Source organism: Streptomyces cavernae (assembly GCF_004023625.1).
Classification (GTDB): Bacteria; Actinomycetota; Actinomycetes; order Streptomycetales; family Streptomycetaceae; genus Streptomyces; species Streptomyces cavernae.
The window spans coordinates 166136-184171 of record NZ_RPDJ01000015.1 but is presented as its reverse complement, the minus strand read 5'-3'; the positions used below and the strand labels follow the sequence as shown (position 1 = coordinate 184171).

The 18036-nt window shown below is 69.7% G+C and carries 12 protein-coding genes, 1 tRNA gene and 1 pseudogene; 7 read left to right on the top strand and 7 right to left on the bottom strand.

Translation table 11 applies throughout. The features are described from left to right. Positions 1 to 141: 141 nt before the first annotated feature. Complete coding sequence (locus EF387_RS25655) at positions 142 to 537, bottom strand: (2Fe-2S) ferredoxin domain-containing protein (RefSeq protein WP_128378970.1); 396 nt, start codon at positions 535 to 537, stop codon at positions 142 to 144. After that, positions 534 to 2513, bottom strand: a complete 1980-nt coding sequence (locus EF387_RS25650; protein WP_128378969.1) for a heavy metal translocating P-type ATPase — start codon at positions 2511 to 2513, stop codon at positions 534 to 536. Before EF387_RS25650 ends, EF387_RS25655 begins: the two co-directional genes overlap by 4 nt. 133 nt (positions 2514 to 2646) lie before the next feature. On the opposite strand from EF387_RS25650, the gene EF387_RS25645 reads away from it, so the two are divergent. Continuing rightward, complete coding sequence (locus EF387_RS25645) at positions 2647 to 3036, top strand: ArsR/SmtB family transcription factor (RefSeq protein WP_128378968.1); 390 nt, start codon at positions 2647 to 2649, stop codon at positions 3034 to 3036. 216 nt (positions 3037 to 3252) lie between these two features. Here EF387_RS25645 and EF387_RS25640 read toward each other — a convergent pair. Then, positions 3253 to 3513: pseudogene (locus EF387_RS25640) on the bottom strand (tyrosine-type recombinase/integrase); the annotation flags it as partial. A gap of 340 nt (positions 3514 to 3853) precedes the next feature. Next, positions 3854 to 3938: transfer RNA gene (locus tag EF387_RS25635), tRNA-Leu, on the bottom strand. On the opposite strand from EF387_RS25635, the gene EF387_RS48570 reads away from it, so the two are divergent. Then, positions 3923 to 5425 (top strand): glycosyltransferase, encoded by a 1503-nt coding sequence (locus EF387_RS48570; protein WP_202918374.1) that lies wholly within the window; start codon positions 3923 to 3925, stop codon positions 5423 to 5425. The two genes, EF387_RS25635 and EF387_RS48570, sit on opposite strands and share 16 nt — an antisense overlap. 45 nt (positions 5426 to 5470) lie before the next feature. Here EF387_RS48570 and EF387_RS25620 read toward each other — a convergent pair whose 3' ends face one another. From EF387_RS25620 to sucC, 3 genes are all read right to left on the bottom strand, one after another. After that, on the bottom strand, positions 5471 to 7033 hold the full coding sequence (locus EF387_RS25620) for an aldehyde dehydrogenase family protein (RefSeq protein ID WP_128378966.1): 1563 nt from the start codon (positions 7031 to 7033) through the stop codon (positions 5471 to 5473). A gap of 232 nt (positions 7034 to 7265) precedes the next feature. After that, entirely contained in the window at positions 7266 to 8150 is an 885-nt protein-coding gene (sucD, locus tag EF387_RS25615) for a succinate--CoA ligase subunit alpha (RefSeq protein WP_128378965.1), read from the bottom strand. Between the two features lie 11 nt (positions 8151 to 8161). Beyond that, on the bottom strand, positions 8162 to 9292 hold the full coding sequence (sucC, locus tag EF387_RS25610) for an ADP-forming succinate--CoA ligase subunit beta (RefSeq protein ID WP_128378964.1): 1131 nt from the start codon (positions 9290 to 9292) through the stop codon (positions 8162 to 8164). Between the two features lie 224 nt (positions 9293 to 9516). On the opposite strand from sucC, the gene EF387_RS25605 reads away from it, so the two are divergent. The 5 genes from EF387_RS25605 to EF387_RS25585 all read left to right on the top strand — a co-directional run bounded on the left by EF387_RS25605 (position 9517) and on the right by EF387_RS25585 (position 18031). Further along, a complete protein-coding gene (locus EF387_RS25605) occupies positions 9517 to 11211 on the top strand; it encodes a thiamine pyrophosphate-binding protein (protein ID WP_128378963.1) in 1695 nt (564 codons plus the stop codon). Positions 11212 to 11221: 10 nt separating this feature from the next. Further along, on the top strand, positions 11222 to 12463 hold the full coding sequence (gene frc, locus EF387_RS25600; RefSeq protein ID WP_128378962.1) for a formyl-CoA transferase: 1242 nt from the start codon (positions 11222 to 11224) through the stop codon (positions 12461 to 12463). A 4-nt stretch (positions 12464 to 12467) separates the two neighbouring features. Next, positions 12468 to 14612 (top strand): acetate--CoA ligase family protein, encoded by a 2145-nt coding sequence (locus EF387_RS25595; protein WP_128379055.1) that lies wholly within the window; start codon positions 12468 to 12470, stop codon positions 14610 to 14612. Between the two features lie 124 nt (positions 14613 to 14736). Next, on the top strand, positions 14737 to 16125 hold the full coding sequence (locus EF387_RS25590; RefSeq protein ID WP_128378961.1) for an OFA family MFS transporter: 1389 nt from the start codon (positions 14737 to 14739) through the stop codon (positions 16123 to 16125). A 424-nt stretch (positions 16126 to 16549) separates the two neighbouring features. Continuing rightward, a complete protein-coding gene (locus tag EF387_RS25585) occupies positions 16550 to 18031 on the top strand; it encodes an APC family permease (RefSeq protein WP_128378960.1) in 1482 nt (493 codons plus the stop codon). Positions 18032 to 18036 lie beyond the last annotated feature (5 nt).

The following is an 18036-nucleotide window of genomic DNA, read 5'->3' as shown; positions in this document are numbered from 1 at the left end:
CAGAACTCACAGGCGAAGGCGACCCGCTCGACGGGGTCGGTGGAGCCGACGACCGGTGCGAGCGCCTCGGCGGCCGACAGCCGGACACGTCCAGGGCAGGATGGACTCCACACCCACTCATGACGAGCTGCCGTGTGCCGCTCAGCCCTCGACGGCCCGCCGTACGCGCCGGGACGGGCCGAACTCGTACAGGTCGAGGATGTCCGGCGGTTCGGCGAGCCCCGGCCCGCCGGAACGCACCCACGCCACGATGTCGCCCCTCGCATCGCGGTCGTTGACCAGCCCGAGCCAGACCGGCCTCCCGCCTGCGGCCCGCCCGGCCGATGAGGGCTGCACGACGATGACGTTGGCCTGCTCGCACGCGTCGAGGCAGTTCACCGCCCGGACCTGGGCCACCGGCCCCAGTTCGGCCTTCAGCACGGCGAGTTGGGCGGCGTGGTCGACGCCGGGGATCTTGGCCGTGCCGCAGCAGCACCCCCGGCACACGGTCACCGTGCACCGGGGCGCCGCCTGTGCGGGAGCCTTGCGGCGGCTCACTCGGCGGCCCGCTTCCAGGCCGCTTCGCGCAGCAGCCGCAGTCCGTTGAGGCCGACGATGACGGTGGAGCCCTCGTGTCCCGCGACGCCGAGCGGCAGCGGCAGGTTGCCGGCCAGGTCCCAGATCACCAGGCCGGTGATGAAGACTCCCGCGATGACCAGGTTCTGCACGACGAGCCTGCGGGCGCGCCGGGACAGGGCGATCACGGCGGGGACGGTGGCGAGTTCGTCGCGGACGATGACGGCGTCGGCGGTCTCCAGAGCGAGGTCGGAGCCCGCCCGGCCCATCGCGATACCGGTGTGGGCGGCTGCCAGCGCCGGGGCGTCGTTGACGCCGTCGCCGACCAGCATCACCTTGCGGCCGGAGTCCTCCAGCTCCCGGACCGCGCTCACCTTGTGCTGGGGCAGCAGCCCGGCCCGTACGTCCTCGATGCCAACCTCGGCGGCCAGGCGTGCGGCAGCGCGCGGGTTGTCGCCGGTCAGCAGTACGGACACGGTCCCGGTGAGCGACGTCAGCGAGGTGACGGTGGCGGTGGCGTCGGGGCGCAGCCGGTCCGCGATACCGAGCACGCCCATCGGCGTACCGTCCACCGTGACCAGGACCGCGGTCCGCCCGCCGTCCTCCAGCTCACCGCCAAGCACCGCCGCACGAGCGGAGCCCGCGTCCGCCGCCCCAGCGAGGAGCCGCGCCGGGGCACCGACCGCGACCAGATGCCCGTCGACGGTGGCGGTCACCCCGACGCCGGGCGTGGAGTCGAAGTCCTCCGCCACCGGCAGCGCGAGCCCGCGTTCGCGTGCCGCGTCCACCACGGCACGGGCCAGCGGATGCTCGCTCGGGTGCTCCGCAGCGGCCGCGAGGACCAGCAACTCGCCATCCTCCAGCCCGGATCCGGCCAGCGGACGGACGTCGGTGACCCGCGGCATGCCCTCGGTCAGCGTGCCGGTCTTGTCGAGCGCCACCGCGTCGACCTGTCCCAGCCGCTCCATCACCACCGCCGACTTGACCAGCACACCATGCCGTCCGGCATTCGCGATGGCCGACAGCAGGGGCGGCATCGTCGCCAGGACGACCGCGCATGGCGAGGCCACGATCATGAAGGTCATCGCCCGCAACAGGGCGTCGGTGAGGTTCACGCCGCAGGCCAACGGCACGAGGAACACGGCCAGCGTCGCGACCACCATGCCCAGTGAGTAGCGCTGTTCGACCTTCTCGATGAACAACTGGGTCGGCGCCTTGGTCTCGGACGCCTCCTCCACCATCCGCACGATCCGGGCGATCACCGTGTCGGAGGCATCACGCTCCACACGGACGCGCAGGGCGCCGGTGCCGTTGAGGGTGCCCGCGAAGACCTCGTCGCCCTGCTCCTTGGCCACGGGCAGCGGCTCACCGGTGATGGTCGCCTGGTCGACGTCGCTCGCCCCGTCGAGCACCCGGCCGTCGGCGCCGATGCGCTCCCCGGGCCGTACGAGGATGGTGTCGCCGACGGCCAGCTCCTCCACGGCGACGGACGCCTCGCTGCCGTCGGCGTCGACGCGGGTGGCCGTGGCCGGCGCCAGGTCGAGCAGGCCGCGGACCGAGTCGGCGGTCCGTGCCGTGGCCAGCGCCTCCAGGGCACCGGACGTGGCGAAGATGACGATCAGCAGCGCGCCGTCCATCACCTGCCCGATCGCCGCCGCACCGAGAGCCGCGACGACCATCAGCAGGTCGACATCGAGGGTTTTATCCCGCAGCGCCTGCAGGCCCGCCCACCCCGGCTCCCAGCCGCCTGCCACGTACGTCACCGCATACAGCGGACCCCACGCCCAGGCCGGGGCGCCGGCCAGCTGCAGCGGCAGCGCGAGCAGGAAGAAGACGGTGGACGCGGCCGCCGAGCGTGCCTCGGGCAGGGCGAGGACGCGGGTACGGCGCCGGGGCTCGGCGCCTTCGCGTGGAGAGGTGGCCCGGTCGGCCGGGGCGGGAGCGAGGGTGGAGGTCATCGGAGCGGAAGTCCTTAACGACGGCATGAGGGCACAGCGGTCGGCCGGAATCCGGCTCCGCTCCCTCCACCGTACAGGACTACATGAAGAGGTATTCATGTGTTCGTGGGTTGCACTCCGTAGGATGAAGACCATGGGCCATGCATCTGACGCCAAGAACACCGCCACCGCGCGCGAGCGACTCGAGACCGTGGGCGCCGCCGACGTGGCCTCCACCCTCCAGGCCCTGGCCACGCCCTCCCGACTGCGAATCCTGGCCCGCCTTCAGGAGGGCCCGTGCGCGGCGACCGAACTCGCCGACGCCGTAGGCATGGAACAGTCCGCCTGCTCCCACCAGTTGCGCCTGCTGCGCAACCTCGGCCTCGTCACCGGCGAGCGCCGGGGCCGCTCAGTCATCTACGCGCTCTACGACAACCACGTCGCCGAACTCCTGGAGCAGGCCCTCTACCACGTCGAGCACCTGCGCCTCGGCCTGCGCGACACCCCGGCCGCGGTCCCGGCCGCCGTGACCGGGGCTCGCTGAGCCGGACGGTTGCGTCAAGTCCCGGCACCGACAGCGGAACCGGCCGCGAAGGCCGCCCAGGCAGCCACCGCACGCCCGTGTCGAACCGTCCCCCGACCGCCGCGTTCCCCAAGGAGATCGCGATGCCAGAGGGCGTGTTGTGGGCGCCGTAGTACGTCGCGACGAGGCTCTGCAGACCCGACAAGGTCCGCTTCGCCGACGCGGTCATCGTGATCGCTACTGGTCCGATACAGGCGGCTGGTCGTAGGCGCTCAGGGGCCCTTCGATGTGTTGGTTGTTGATGGGCTGCCGGTCATGGAGGCACTTCGCGTACCGGCTCAGCAGGACCTCGACGCTGTTGCGAGCCCGCTGGGCGACCTCGGCCGGGTCCGCGCCCGCGCACAGCCAAGTGGACAGCGCCGAGTGCCGCAGGTCGTACGGGCGCTTCGCGAGCGGTGTGTTGGTGAGCGCGGGCGGCAGGGCCAGGTCGCGGGTCTCGAGCGACGACTCGCCCGCTACCAAGCAGCCCTCGAAGCGGGAGCCGACCCAGCCGTCGTCGCCCAGTGGATCAACGAGGCACAGAGAGACAGGGCGGCGGCGCGCAAAAATCTCGACGCGCTCCCCACCGCCACTCGGAAGAAGGAATCCCCACTCGACGCGCAACAGATCCGAGAAATCACTGAGAGTCTTGGAGACATCGCGCAACGCATCCAGGCAGCCGACGCAGAGAAGAAAAAGCCCCCTCTACGAAGCCCTGGGCATCACCATCAGCTACGAACACGCGTCGAGGACCGCGACCGTCAGGTCGAGGCCCTCGTCTCCGTATCGTCAGTGGTTGTGTCCGAGGGGGGACTTGAACCCCCACGCCCGATAAAGGGCACTAGCACCTCAAGCTAGCGCGTCTGCCATTCCGCCACCCGGACTTGGTGTCTGTCGCCTGGACAGAGGTGCTCCGTGCGGCGACAGGGACAAGAATACCAAGGTTTCGGAGTGCCCTTCACCTGCATATCCCGGCTGCGGGCGGGCACGGCCGGGCGGGGTTCGAGGGCTTACCAGCAGCAGTCGGCCCACTACCGGACGGTCACGTGGAGTCGTCGGCCCCCATGATCCCCGCGTCCAATACCCCGGTGGCGGCACAGGCGGCGACGCTGCCGCACCCCGGCTGACCGTTCTGATCCCCACCCGCGACGAGCAGGAGAGCGTTCCGCTGCTGCTCGACAAGCTCGGGCGCGAGCTGGCCCCGCTCGACGCGGAGATCCTTTTCGTCGACGACAGCGACGACGGCACGGTGCACGAGATCGCGTCCCTGGCGCCCGGCTGCCCGGTCCCCGTCCGTCTGCTGCACCGCCCGCCGGGCGAGCGAACAGGAGGTCTGTCGGGCGCGGTCGTGGCCGGTACCCGGGTCGCCCGCGGCGCCTGGGTCCTGGTCATGGACGGTGACCTGCAGCATCCGCCGCATACCGCCGCTCTCCTCGCGCACGGCGATGCGCGAGGGTGTGGACATCGCCATCGGTACCCGCTACGCCGGCACCGGCCAGCCCGAGGGGCTGGCGGGCCCCGGTCGGCAGAGGACGTCGACGCCCGCGACCCGCCATCCTGGTTCGGGCCGTCCTACTGGGCGCAGCCGGGCATGCGCATCCCGCTCCTCGGCACGGTCGGCAACCACAGCATGACGGCCACCTATCCCTCGGTGTGGAAGCAGTCGGCGCTCGCGGCCTCGTCCGGCGGTGTCTTCGCCATGGTCGACTATCCGTCGTACCTCGGCTCCAACCCGGTCAGCTACCCGACCACCTACTACGCCTTCACCACCGGCGGTATCCGCTTCTACGTCCTGGACACGGCGTGGGGGAACTCCAACACCGGTGCCGCGACGGGCGGCACCTGCGGATCGCACTGTGAGATCTACGAGCAGGACGCGCACTTCCACTGGCAGGACGGGTCCGCGAAGTACGAGTGGCTGAAGGCCGATCTCGCGGCACATCCGACCGGGCCGAAGTTCGCCTTCTTCCACTTCCCGCTGCACTCCGACAGCGCGAGCGAGCCCAGTGACACCTATCTCGCGGACCTCGAGCGGACGCTCGCGGACGCCGGGGTCGACCTCGTCTTCAACGGGCACTCGCACATCTACCAGCGCAACACGACGACTCCGGTGTCGTATGTGACCGGCGGCGGTGGAGCCGACGTCAGCTCCGTGGGCGCCGCGGGATGCTCCAGCACGGACGCGTACGCCCTCGGCTGGTCCTACAGCCGCAACCTCGGCTCGGCCTGCGGCGCCGCACCCGTCCCGACGGACGATGCTCGGGTCTACCACTATCCGAAGGTCTCGGTGAACGGCACCTCGGTGACGGTGACGCCCACCGACGCGCTGGGCGAGACCTTCGATGTGCGGACGTACACGGTCACCCCGTGACCGCACCGCAGTGGCGGGCGGCGCCCGACGCCGCCCGCCGAACCGTTACGGCATGAGCTGGTACTCCGGGAAGTTCCCCGGCAGCCGCTCCCCCGCCGCGCCCTGGGTCACCGCGCGCACCAGCAGTTCGCCGCCCACGAAGGCCCCTCGCCAGGACGCGCCGAAACCGCCGAACAGTTCCTCGCGGTCGCCCCGGGAACGCGGCTTGCCGTGACCGGTCTTGAAGGCACGGATCTGCGGGGCGAGGCGCTGGTAGGTCGCCGGGTCGTCGGTGGAGAGCGTGGCCACGAGCGCGCCGTTCGACGCGTTCATGGCGGCCAGCAGCTCGGCTTCCGTGTCGACCAGGACGATGGTGTCGACCGGGCCGAACGGCTCCGCGTGGTGCAACGGCGAGGACCGTGGCGGGTTCAGGAGCGTCACCGGCTGGACGTACGCCGAGGTGTCCTGGCCGGGCAGGAAACGGGCGTCGGCCGGCCGGCCGCGGTGCAGCGGTACGGCGCCGCGGTCGATCGCCTCGGCGACCTGGTCATGCAGTTCCTTGGCCTTGGCCGCGTTGATGACCGGGCCGAAGTCGAGCTGCGGGCAGGGGTCGTCGGGACGCTCGACGGCCAGCGGGTGACCGATCCGCAGGGTGCGGACCGCCGGGAGGTACGCCGCCAGGAACTCGTCGAAGAGCTCGCGCTGGACGACGAAGCGCGGGTAGGCCGTGCAGCGCTGCTTGCCGTAGTCGAAGAGCTTGGGTACGACCGCCGTGAGCGCGTCCCAGTCCGAGTAGTTCCAGATGCCCCAGGTGTTGAGCCCCTCCTGTTCGAGGATGTGCCGCTTGCCGAGGTCGGCGACGGCGGTGGCCACCGCGGCGCCGGTGTCCCGGCCGCCGACGAAGGAGACACAGCCGATCTCGGGCGCGCGGACGAGAGCCTCCGACAGTTCGCCTCCGCTGCCGCTGACGAGGGTGACGGGAATCCCTTCGCGTGCGGCGAGCGCGCAGGCCAGGGTGAGGCAGGAGACGCCGCCGTCGGTCGGGGTCTTGGCGATGACCGCGTTGCCCGCCAGGGCCTGTACCAGCATCGCGTGAACGAGCACGCTCATCGGATAGTTCCAGCTCGCGATGTTGGAGACCGGGCCGTCCAGCGGGGACCGGTTCTCGACCATGGGCTCGATGCCGTCGACGTACCAGCGGACGCCGTCGATCGCACGGTCCACGTCGGCCTGCGCGAGCCGCCAGGGCTTGCCGATCTCCCAGACGAGCAGCAGGGCGAGCAGTTCCCGGTGTTCGGTGAGGGCGTCGAGGGTCGCTGCGACCCGGGCCCGGCGATCGTCGAGGGGTACGTGGCGCCACGCGCGGTGCTGGTCGAGGCCGGCCCGGACAGCCTGCCGGGCGGTGGCGGCGTCCAGCCGGGGCGGACCGGCGATGGGGCTCCCGTCGACGGGGCTGGTGGCGGGCAGCGCCCGTCCGTCGGCCTGCCAGGAGGCGTTCCACAGGTTACGGACTCGGTCGTCCTGGAACGCCTCGGGTGCGACGGCGAGGCAGCGCTGCCAGGCGTCGGCCCAGGCGGTGCCGGACTTGAGGGTGAGGGTGGGACGGTTCGGGGTGAGGGTGGATGCCATTCGATTGCTCCGCTCTCGGTGCACAGTCGAGAAGGATGGAGGCCCGGCCGAGGAGGAAAGGGCTCGGCGTCGCGCCTTCCTGGAGGGACGGTGGCGGGTGACGGGCGGGAGGGTCGTCCATGGCTCGTCCCCGTACGACGTGCTGACCCGGTGGCGTACGAGGACGTCGTACGGACGACGGTAGTGAGGTGTCGTGACGACAGAACGTCACGACACGTCAACTATCGGTTACTTAATGTCGTGTTTCGAGGAGTTCCAGCACGAGTCCGGCGGTCTCGGTGGGTGTTCGCCCCACCCGCACACCGACCGCCTCCAGCGCCTCCCTCTTGGCCTGCGCCGTGCCGGACGAGCCGGACACGATCGCCCCGGCGTGTCCCATCGTCCTGCCCTCGGGGGCGGTGAAGCCCGCGATGTAGCCGACGACGGGTTTGCGCACGTGCTGCCGGATGTAGTCGGCGGCCCGTTCCTCCGCGTCGCCGCCGATCTCCCCTATGAGGACGATCATTTCGGTGTCGGGGTCGTCCTGGAAGGCGGCCAGGCAGTCGATGTGCGAGGTGCCCACGACCGGGTCGCCGCCGATGCCGACGCAGGTGGTGAAGCCGACGTCGCGGAGTTCGTACATGAGTTGGTAGGTGAGCGTGCCCGACTTGGAGACGAGGCCGATGCGGCCGGGTTTGGTGATGTCGGCGGGGATGATGCCGGCGTTGGACTGGCCGGGGGTGATCAGGCCGGGGCAGTTGGGGCCGATGACGCGGGTGCCCCTCGACCGCGCGTGGGCGAGGAAGGCCACCGAGTCGTGGACGGGGATGCCCTCGGTGATGACGACGGCGAGTTCGATGCCGGCGTCGGCGGCCTCGACGACGGCGGCCCGGGCGAAGGCGGGCGGCACGAAGACGACGCTGACGTCCGCGCCGGTCGCGTCGATGCCCTCGCGCACCGACCCGAAGACGGGCACGGCCCGCTCGTCGAAGTCGACGGTCCGGCCCGCTTTGCGCGGGTTGACGCCGCCGACGACGTCGGTGCCCGCCGCGAGCATGCGGCGGGTGTGCTTCATGCCCTCGCCGCCGGTCATGCCCTGGACGAGGACCTTGCTCTCCTTGGTGAGGTAGACGGCCATGTCGGGGCTCCTCAGCGTGCGGTGGCGAGTTCGGCGGCCCGGCGGGCGGCGCCGTCCATGGTGGTGACCTGCTCGACCAGCGGGTGGGCGCGGTCGTCGAGTACGGCGCGTCCGCGTGCGGCGTTGTTGCCGTCGAGGCGTACCACCAGCGGCTTGGTCAGCCGTACGGTGTCGAGGGCCTGCACGATGCCGTCGGCGACGGCGTCGCAGGCGGTGATGCCGCCGAACACGTTGACGAAGACGGATTTCACGGCCGGGTCGGAGAGGACGACGGACAGGCCGTCCGCCATGATCCGGGCCGAGGCCCCGCCGCCGATGTCGAGGAAGTTCGCGGGGCGGGCGCCGCAGCCGGCGACCACGTCGAGCGTCGACATGACCAGCCCGGCGCCGTTGCCGATGATGCCGACCTCGCCGTCCAGTTTCACGTAGTTGAGGCCCTTGGCCGCGGCGGCGGCTTCCAGCGGGTCGTCGTGCGCGGTGTCCCGGTCGCCCCAACGGGTCTGCCGGAAGCGTGCGTTGTCGTCGAGGGTGACCTTGCCGTCGAGGGCCAGGATCCGGCCCTGCCGGGTCCTTACGAGGGGGTTCACCTCCACGAGCAGGGCGTCCTCGCGGGTCAGCACAGTCCACAGGCGGACCAGGACGTCGACGGTCTGCGCCGGTAGCCCGGCCGCCTCGGCGATCTCGGCGGCCTTCGCGGAGGTGACGCCCTGCGCCGGATCGACGGGGACGCGCGCCACGGCCTCGGGCCTCGTCGCGGCCACCTCCTCGATCTCCATGCCGCCCTCGGCGGAGGCGATGGTGAGGAATTGGCCCGTTGCCCGGTCGAGGACGTAGGAAACGTAGAACTCGCTCTCGATGTCGATGGGTTCGGCCAGCATCACCTTGCCCACCGTGTGGCCCCGGATGTCCATGCCGAGGATCTGACGAGCCGTGATCTCGGCGGCGGCCGGGTCGGCGGCGAGTTTGACCCCGCCCGCCTTGCCCCGCCCGCCGGTCTTCACCTGGGCCTTGACGACGACCCGGCCGCCGAGCCTGCGGGCGATCTCGCGGGCCTGCTTGGGCGAGTCCGTGACCTCCGCCCGAGGCACCAAGATGCCGTGTTCCTCGAAGAGTTCCCTTGCCTGGTGTTCGAACAGGTCCATCCCGGCTCCTGCCTGAAGAGCCGACGCGACCCCTTCTGAAGAGTCGTCACCGGCTGTGTGTGGACAGTCGTCGGGAGGCCGATCTCCGACGACCTAAAAGTGCCGCACGCCCCCTGGACACCACCCGTCGGATGCGGGATAACAAGCTTCATACAGTATTCGTCGACTGTATGCAATCTACCGCGAGAGCGTTCCAACCCCCTACGAAGGGACAGGACTTCGCCATGCCTGACGACAGCCGCGACCAGAACGAAGAGCTCATCTCCGGTGGACATCTCGTCGCCAAGGCACTCAAAGCGGAGGGTGTCGACGTCATCTACACCTTGTGCGGCGGCCACATCATCGACATCTACGACGGCTGCGTGGACGAGGGCATCGAGGTCGTCGACGTTCGCCACGAACAGGTCGCCGCCCACGCCGCCGACGGCTACGCCCGCATCACCGGCAAACCCGGGTGTGCGGTCGTGACGGCGGGTCCCGGCACCACCGACGCGGTGACCGGTGTCGCCAACGCCTTCCGCGCGGAGTCCCCGATGCTGCTCATCGGCGGCCAAGGGGCGCACACCCAGCACAAGATGGGGTCCCTGCAGGACCTGCCGCACGTCGACATGATGACGCCGATCAGCAAGTTCGCGGCGACCGTGCCGGACACGGCGCGCGCCGCCGACATGGTGTCGATGGCGTTCCGCGAGTGCTACCACGGCGCGCCCGGGCCGTCCTTCCTGGAGATCCCGCGCGATGTGCTGGACGCCAAGGTGCCGCTGTCCGCGGCCCGTATCCCCAAGGCCGGCCACTACCGTGCCTCCACGCGCTCGGCCGGCGACCCGGAGGCGATCGAGCAGCTCGCCGACCTGCTGGTGCACGCCGAGAAGCCCGCGATCCTGCTGGGCAGCCAGGTGTGGACGACACGCGGCACCGAGGCCGCCATCGAGCTCGTGCGGACCCTCAACATCCCCGCCTACATGAACGGCGCGGGGCGCGGCACCCTGCCGCCGGGCGACCAGCACCACTTCCAGCTCTCCCGCCGGTACGCGTTCTCGAACGCCGACGTCATCGTCATCGTGGGCACGCCCTTCGACTTCCGCATGGGCTACGGCAAGCGGCTCTCGCCGGACGCGACCGTCGTGCAGATAGACCTCGACTACCGGACCGTCGGCAGGAACCGCGACATCGACCTCGGCATCGTCGGCGACGCCGGGCTGATCCTGAAGTCGGTGACCGAAGCCGCCTCGGGGCGCATCAACGGGGGGGCGTCGAAGCGCAAGGAGTGGCTCGACGAGCTGCGCGCCGCCGAGCAGACCGCCATCGACAAGCGGCTGCCGCAACTGCGGTCGGACGCCTCGCCGATCCACCCCTACCGCCTGGTCAGCGAGATCAACGACTTCCTCACCGAGGACTCCATCTACATCGGTGACGGCGGCGACATCGTCACCTTCTCCGGTCAGGTCGTCCAGCCCAAGTCGCCCGGGCACTGGATGGACCCGGGTCCGCTGGGCACCCTCGGCGTCGGTGTCCCCTTCGTGCTCGCGGCCAAGCAGGCACGGCCCGACAAGGAAGTGGTGGCCCTCTTCGGTGACGGCGCGTTCTCCCTCACCGGCTGGGACTTCGAGACCCTGGTCCGCTACGACCTCCCGTTCGTCGGCATCGTCGGCAACAACTCCTCGATGAACCAGATCCGTTACGGCCAGGCCGCCAAGTACGGCCCGGACCGCCAGCGCGTCGGCAACACCCTCGGCGACGTCCACTACGACAAGTTCGCGCAGATGCTCGGCGGTTACGGCGAGGAGGTCCGCGACCCCGCCGACATCGGCCCCGCGCTCCAGCGCGCCCGTGAGTCGGGCAAGCCGTCCCTGATCAACGTCTGGGTCGACCCGGACGCGTACGCCCCCGGAACCATGAACCAGACGATGTACAAGTGAGGTGGCCCGCATGACGGCTACGACCGCCAAGGCACTCGAAGGCATCCGCGTCCTCGACATGACCCACGTCCAGTCCGGTCCCTCGGCGACCCAGCTGCTCGCCTGGCTCGGCGCGGACGTCGTCAAGCTGGAGGCGCCGACCGGTGACATCACGCGCAAGCAGCTGCGCGACCTCCCGGACGTCGACTCCCTCTACTTCACGATGCTCAACTGCAACAAGCGGAGCATCACCCTGAACACCAAGACCGAACGCGGCAAGCAGATCCTCACCGAGCTGATCCGGCGCTCCGACGTCATGGTCGAGAACTTCGGACCGGGCGCGGTCGACCGCATGGGCTTCACCTGGGACCGCATCCAGGAGATCAATCCGCGGATCGTCTATGCCTCCATCAAGGGGTTCGGCGACGGCCCGTACACCAACTTCAAGGCTTACGAGGTCGTGGCACAGGCCATGGGCGGGTCGATGTCGACCACCGGATTCGAGGACGGGCCGCCGCTGGCGACGGGGGCCCAGATCGGGGACTCGGGTACGGGCATCCACGCCGTGGCGGGGATTCTCGCGGCGCTGTACCAGCGGGAGAACACCGGGCGCGGTCAGCGGGTCAACGTCGCCATGCAGCATGCCGTGCTCAACCTCTGCCGGGTGAAGTTGCGCGATCAGCAGCGCCTGGCCCATGGCCCGCTCGCCGAATACCCCAACGACGACTTCGGCACGGAGGTTCCCCGCTCGGGCAACGCGTCCGGCGGCGGTCAGCCCGGCTGGGCGGTCAAGTGCGCGCCGGGCGGCCCGAACGACTACGTGTACGTGATCGTCCAGCCCGTCGGCTGGAAGCCCATCAGCGAGCTCATCGGCCGGCCCGAGTTGGCGGAGGACCCGGAGTGGGCGACGCCGGAGGCGCGGCTGCCCAAGCTCAACAAGATGTTCCAGCTCATCGAGGAGTGGTCGTCGACGCTCCCCAAGTGGCAGGTGCTGGAGCGGCTCAACGCCCACAACATCCCGTGCGGGCCGATCCTGTCCACCAAGGAGATCATCGAGGACGAGTCACTGGTCGCCAACGAGATGGTCGTGACGGTCCCACACCCCGAGCGGGGCGAGTTCGTCACCGTGGGCAGCCCGCTGAAGCTCTCCGACTCCCCCGTGGACGTGACCAGTTCGCCGCTGCTCGGCGAGCACAACGAAGAGGTCTACATCGGCGAGCTCGGCCTCGGCGACGAGGAGCTGCGCCTGCTCAAGTCGAACGGAGTGATCTGACGTGATGGCCGAAGACCGGGTGCTGAGGGTGCGGTCGCTCCTCGACGCCGTACGGGCCGAGGGGCGGAGCGCGCTGACCGCTCCCGAGGGCAAGGTGATCGCCGACGCGTACGGGATCGCCGTGCCCGGCGAGGAGCTGGCGCGGGACGTGGACGAGGCGGTGGCGTACGCGGCGCGGTTCGGCGGCCCCGTCGTGATGAAGATCGTCTCCCCGGACATCCTGCACAAGACCGACGCGGGCGGCGTCATCGTGGGGGTGGAAGGCGCCGCCGACGTCCGGACCGCCTTCCACTCGATCGTCGACAACGCGCGCGCGTACGCGCCCGACGCGCGGATCGAGGGCGTCCAGGTGCAGGAACTCCTCCCGAGCGGGCAGGAGGTCATCGTCGGCGCCGTCACCGATCCGACCTTCGGGAAGGTGGTGGCGTTCGGGCTGGGCGGGGTGCTGGTCGAGGTGCTCAAGGACATCACCTTCCGGCTGGCGCCGGTCTCCGCGGACGAGGCCCTGTCCATGCTCGACTCGATCCGCTCGGCGGAGATACTGCACGGGGTACGCGGCGGTCCGGCCGTGGACCGGTGGGCGATCGCCGAGCAGATCCGCCGGGTCTCCGAACTCGTCGCGGACTTCCCGGAGATCGCCGAGGTGGACCTCAACCCGGTGATCGCCACCCCGGAGGGCGCGGTCGCGGCGGACATCCGCGTCATCCTCGCGGAGTCGGTGCCGAGGCCCCGGCGCAGGTACACGCGCGAGGAGATCCTCACCTCGATGCGCCGGCTGATGCAGCCCTCGTCGGTCGCCGTGATCGGCGCGTCCAACGAGCAGGGCAAGATAGGCAACTCGGTGATGCGCAACCTCGTCGACGGCGGTTTCTCCGGGGAGATCCACCCGGTGAACCCCAAAGCCGATGACATCTTGGGCCGGAAGGCGTACAAGAGTGTCACGGACGTTCCCGGCGAGGTGGATGTGGCGGTCTTTGCGATCCCCGCCAAGTTCGTGGCCGCGGCCTTGGAGGAGGTGGGGCGCAAAGGCATCCCGAACGCCGTACTGATCCCCTCCGGCTTCGCGGAGACCGGTGAACACGCGCTCCAGGCCGAGATCGTGGCGATCGCCGAGCGGCACGGCGTCCGGCTGCTCGGGCCGAACATCTACGGCTACTACTCGACGTGGCAGGACCTGTGCGCCACGTTCTGCACGCCGTACGACGTCAAGGGCGGTGTCGCGCTCACCTCGCAGTCCGGTGGCATAGGGATGGCGATCCTGGGTTTCGCGCGCGCCACGAAGACGGGTGTGTCGGCGATCGTGGGGCTGGGCAACAAGTCGGACCTGGACGAGGACGACCTGCTGACCTGGTTCGGCGAGGACCCGCACACCGAGTGCATCGCGATGCACCTGGAGGACCTCAAGGACGGCCGTGCGTTCGTGGAGGCGGCGCGGGCGACCGTCCCCAGGAAGCCGGTCGTGGTCCTGAAGGCCGGGCGCACGGCGGCCGGAGCGAGGGCGGCGGGCTCCCACACGGGCGCGCTGGCCGGCGACGACGCCGTGTACGACGACATCCTGCGGCAGGCCGGGGTCATCCGGGCTCCCGGGCTGAACGACATGCTGGAATACGCGCGCGCGTTGCCGGTGCTTCCCGCTCCGCGGGGCGACAACGTCGTGATCATCACGGGTGCCGGCGGCAGCGGTGTGCTGCTGTCGGACGCGGTGACCGACAACGGGCTGTCGCTGATGGAAATCCCGCCGGACCTGGACACGGCCTTCAAGAAGTTCATCCCGCCCTTCGGGGCCGCGGGCAACCCCGTCGACATCACCGGTGGCGAGCCGCCCTCCACCTATGAGGCGACGATCCGGCTGGGCCTCGAGGATCCCCGGATCCACGCCCTCGTCCTCGGCTACTGGCACACCATCGTCACGCCTCCCATGGTGTTCGCGGAGCTCACCGCGCGCGTGGTGGCCGAGTTCCGCGAGAGGGGGATCGAGAAGCCGGTGGTGGCCTCCCTGGCGGGTGACGTCGAGGTGGAGGAGGCCTGCCAGTACCTGTTCGAGCGGGGGGTCGTGGCGTACCCGTACACGACCGAGAAGCCGGTGGCCGTGCTCGGCGCCAAGTACCGGTGGGCCAGGGCCGCGGGACTGTTGGGGGGCGGTTCATGAGGTGACCTGGGCGGGGGCGGGGCCGACGGTGCGCGTCGGCCCCGCCCCGGGACCCGTGCGCACACGAAAGGCATTGGACAGGGGGCGCTGGCCAGAGCTTTCGACGCAAGGGGTGCTTCGCGACATGACAACCACCGACTTCACCACATCCGTCCCCTTCAGGGAGGTGACGGACCGCAACGGCCGCCTGTACCGGATCGGCGAGACCGACCGGGACGTCATGGGACGACCGCGCTGGACCATGGTGCTCTTCCCCTGGATGGGGATGCTCGGCATCAGTTCCTCGGAGTACGCCTTCACGTCCGCCGAGGACACCCTGCACGAGGCCCACCTGTGGAGCAGTGGGCACATCTTCTGGCTGATGGGCGTCTGGGTGTTCTTCCAGGCCGCCGTCGCCTTCCCGGCGGGACAACTGCGCGAGAGCGGACGGCTGCCCGCGCGGTATGCCATGTTCCTCGGCGCGTTCGGCACGATCCTGGGTTACCTCTCACTCGCCTACGCGCCGCACGTCATCGTCGCGTACATCGGGTTCGGCATGTTCAGCGGCATCGGCGCCGGTCTCGTCTACGCGACGTGCGTGAACATGGTCGGCAAGTGGTACCCGGAGCGCAAGGGCGGCAAGACCGGCCTGGTCAACGGCGGTTTCGCCTATGGCTCGGTGCCCTTCGTGTTCCTGTTCACCTCGTACATGGACCTGTCCAACTACAAGGGTGTGCTGGTGTTCGTCGGCGTCATCTGCTGTGCGACCGTCGCGGTCGCCGGCTGGTTCTTCAAGGACCCGCCGAAGAACTGGTGGCCCGCTCATGTCGACCCGCTGAGGGCCTCAGACGACCCGCGGATTCAGCGGGCACTGCAGAAGAACCCGCCGGCGGTGCGGCAGTACACGCCGCGTGAGGCGGCCAGGACCCCGGTGCTGTGGATGATGTGGTTCTGTCTGCTGTGCACGGCCGGCATCAATATCTTCGGCATCGCCATGCAGGTGCCGTTCGGGAAGGAGATGGGCTTCGCGGGCGGCATCGTGGCCACCGCCATGTCCCTGAAGGCCATCGTGAACGGCACCGGGCGCGGTGTCATCGGCTGGATCTCGGACCGCTACGGCCGCCGGAACACCCTGATCATCGTCTGTGTCGTCCTCGGCACCGCCCAGTTCGGCGTGTTCGTGTCCGGGGACATGGGCTCCATGCCCTTCTTCCTGTTCTGCTCGATGGTGTCCGGGTTCGGCGGAGGTGCGATCTTCCCGCTCTTCGCGGCGATGACCGCCGATTTCTTCGGCGAGAACAACAACGCCTCCAACTACGGCATGGTCTACAGCTCGAAGCTGATCTCGGGCCTCGTCGGTTCCGGTGTGGGCGCGATCGTGGTCGGCGCCTGGGGTTACGGGGGCGCGTTCGCGCTGGCCGGAGGGATCGGTCTCGGCTCTGCGGTGCTGGCCTCGTTCCTGAAGGCACCCGGCCGCCCGAAGTCACGCCCGATCGTCCCCAACCCGCAGCCGCTGGGGGACGAGACGGCGTGACAGGGTGACCGCAGACGCACAGTGACACATTCCAGGCATCCCGCCTCTGCCACAGGGGCGGGGTCGCGGCATGTCCCGGGTCACGGACAGCGACCGAGGCGGACAATGCGCACGCTCCGTCAACTGCCGCCTGCTGGAAGGCACTTCACCCGACCTTCACAGCTGCACCATCGAGCCCATCCACTATCATCCTCGCGACTCCTCTTTATGCAGGCGCACGCTGCGGCAGGGGCAGTCGCCGGTCAACCATGCGCGCGGACGGCGATGACGCCTGCCTGTCGTGTCGGCTGAACGGCTTCCACCACCGATCCAGGCCCGAACGCCTTCCCCCGAAGACACCGACCTTCCATCGTTGCCCACGGCAACGGTCGCGCGTCCCGGAACGGGCATCGGCCGTCGCGAGACAGAAAGACAAGTGCATTCAGTGAGCGACAACAGAGACAGAGGGCTCCAAGCCAACGCCCTCGGTATGTTCGATACCGTGGTGATGGCGGTCGCGGGCAGCGCCCCTGCGTACTCCCTGGCCGCGACCACCGCGGTTCTCGTCGGCGCGGTGGGCCTCGCCAGCCCCGCGGCGCTCCTCTGGTGCGCGATACCCATGCTGGGCATCGCGCTGGCGTACAACTACCTCGGCCGCATCGACGTGAACGCCGGAGCCAGCTACTCCTGGGTCGGCCGCACCCTCCACCCCTTCCTCGGCTTCATCAGCGGCTGGGCCCTGGTCGTCTCCGCGACCATCTTCATGGTCGCCGGCTCATTACCCGCCGGATCGATGACCCTCTCCCTCTTCGACGAGGGGCTCGCGGAGAACACCGCCCTGGCCACCGTGGTCGGCGCGGCCTGGTTCCTGGTCATGCTGTTCGTGGTGCTCGGCGGCGCCCGGCTCACCGTGCGTGCACAGCTCATCATGTCCGGCGTCGAGTTGGTCATCCTGGCCGTGTTCGCCGTCGGCGCCCTGCTGCACAGCGACCAGGCCCGGCCCTTCGACTGGTCCTGGCTCGGCTTCAGCCACTTCGACGGAGTCAGCGGCTTCGCCTCCGGGGCACTGGTCGCCGCCTTCTACTACTGGGGCTGGGACGTCACCAGCAACCTGAGCGAGGAGACCCGCAACAGCCGCCGCACCACCGGACTCGCCGGCCTGATCGGCGTGGGCGTCGTCTTCCTGCTCTTCGAGGTGTTCACCATCGCGGTGAACATCATCCTCACCTCGAAGCAGATCGAGGAGAACGACGCGAATGTGCTCGCCGTGCTCGGCGAGGAGGTCATGCCGGGCTGGGGCGGCAAGCTGCTGATCCTCGCCGTGATGCTGTCCACCATCGCCACCCTGGAGACCACGCTGATCCAGGTCACCCGCTCGCTGTTCGCGATGGGGCGCGACCGGACGATGCCGAACGCGCTGGGGAGGGTGCACCGCCGGTGGAACACCCCGTACATCGCCATCGGCGTGGTGGGCGCGGTGGCCCTGATGATGTTCGTGGCCTCCAACTCCCTCGGCACGATCGGCGAGATCCTCTCCGACGCGATCTCCGCGATCGGTCTACAGATCGCCGTCTACTACGGACTGACCGGCGTCGCCGTGGTCGTCGCCTACCGAAAGATGCTGCTGAAGTCACCCGCCAACTTCCTCTTCGGCGGGCTGTGGCCACTGCTCGGGGCGGTGTTCATGTTCTGGATCTTCTTCGAGTCGCTGGGCGACCTGAGCACCGCCTCCATCGTGATCGGCCTGGGCGGACTCGCCGCCGGCCTGATCCCCATGCTCTGGTACTGGAAGCAGGGCAGCGGCTACTACCGGCCCGCAAAGCTGGATGCCACCCGCGCCATCGAGGCCGACTACGTCCCCGACGTCTACGCCGACGCGGTCACCGACCAGTCCCGCGCCCACGAGGGCATGTCCACCGACTTCTGAGTGAC

What these genes read in the sequence shown, in the direction of transcription:
- EF387_RS25650 (WP_128378969.1), bottom strand. Translation starts at nt 2,513, where the DNA reads ATGACCTCCACCCTCGCTCCCGCCCCGGCCGACCGGGCCACCTCTCCA.
- EF387_RS25645 (WP_128378968.1), top strand. Translation starts at nt 2,647, where the DNA reads ATGGGCCATGCATCTGACGCCAAGAACACCGCCACCGCGCGCGAGCGA.
- EF387_RS25620 (WP_128378966.1), bottom strand. Translation starts at nt 7,033, where the DNA reads ATGGCATCCACCCTCACCCCGAACCGTCCCACCCTCACCCTCAAGTCC.
- sucD (WP_128378965.1), bottom strand. Translation starts at nt 8,150, where the DNA reads ATGGCCGTCTACCTCACCAAGGAGAGCAAGGTCCTCGTCCAGGGCATG.
- sucC (WP_128378964.1), bottom strand. Translation starts at nt 9,292, where the DNA reads ATGGACCTGTTCGAACACCAGGCAAGGGAACTCTTCGAGGAACACGGC.
- EF387_RS25605 (WP_128378963.1), top strand. Translation starts at nt 9,517, where the DNA reads ATGCCTGACGACAGCCGCGACCAGAACGAAGAGCTCATCTCCGGTGGA.
- frc (WP_128378962.1), top strand. Translation starts at nt 11,222, where the DNA reads ATGACGGCTACGACCGCCAAGGCACTCGAAGGCATCCGCGTCCTCGAC.
- EF387_RS25595 (WP_128379055.1), top strand. Translation starts at nt 12,468, where the DNA reads ATGGCCGAAGACCGGGTGCTGAGGGTGCGGTCGCTCCTCGACGCCGTA.
- EF387_RS25590 (WP_128378961.1), top strand. Translation starts at nt 14,737, where the DNA reads ATGACAACCACCGACTTCACCACATCCGTCCCCTTCAGGGAGGTGACG.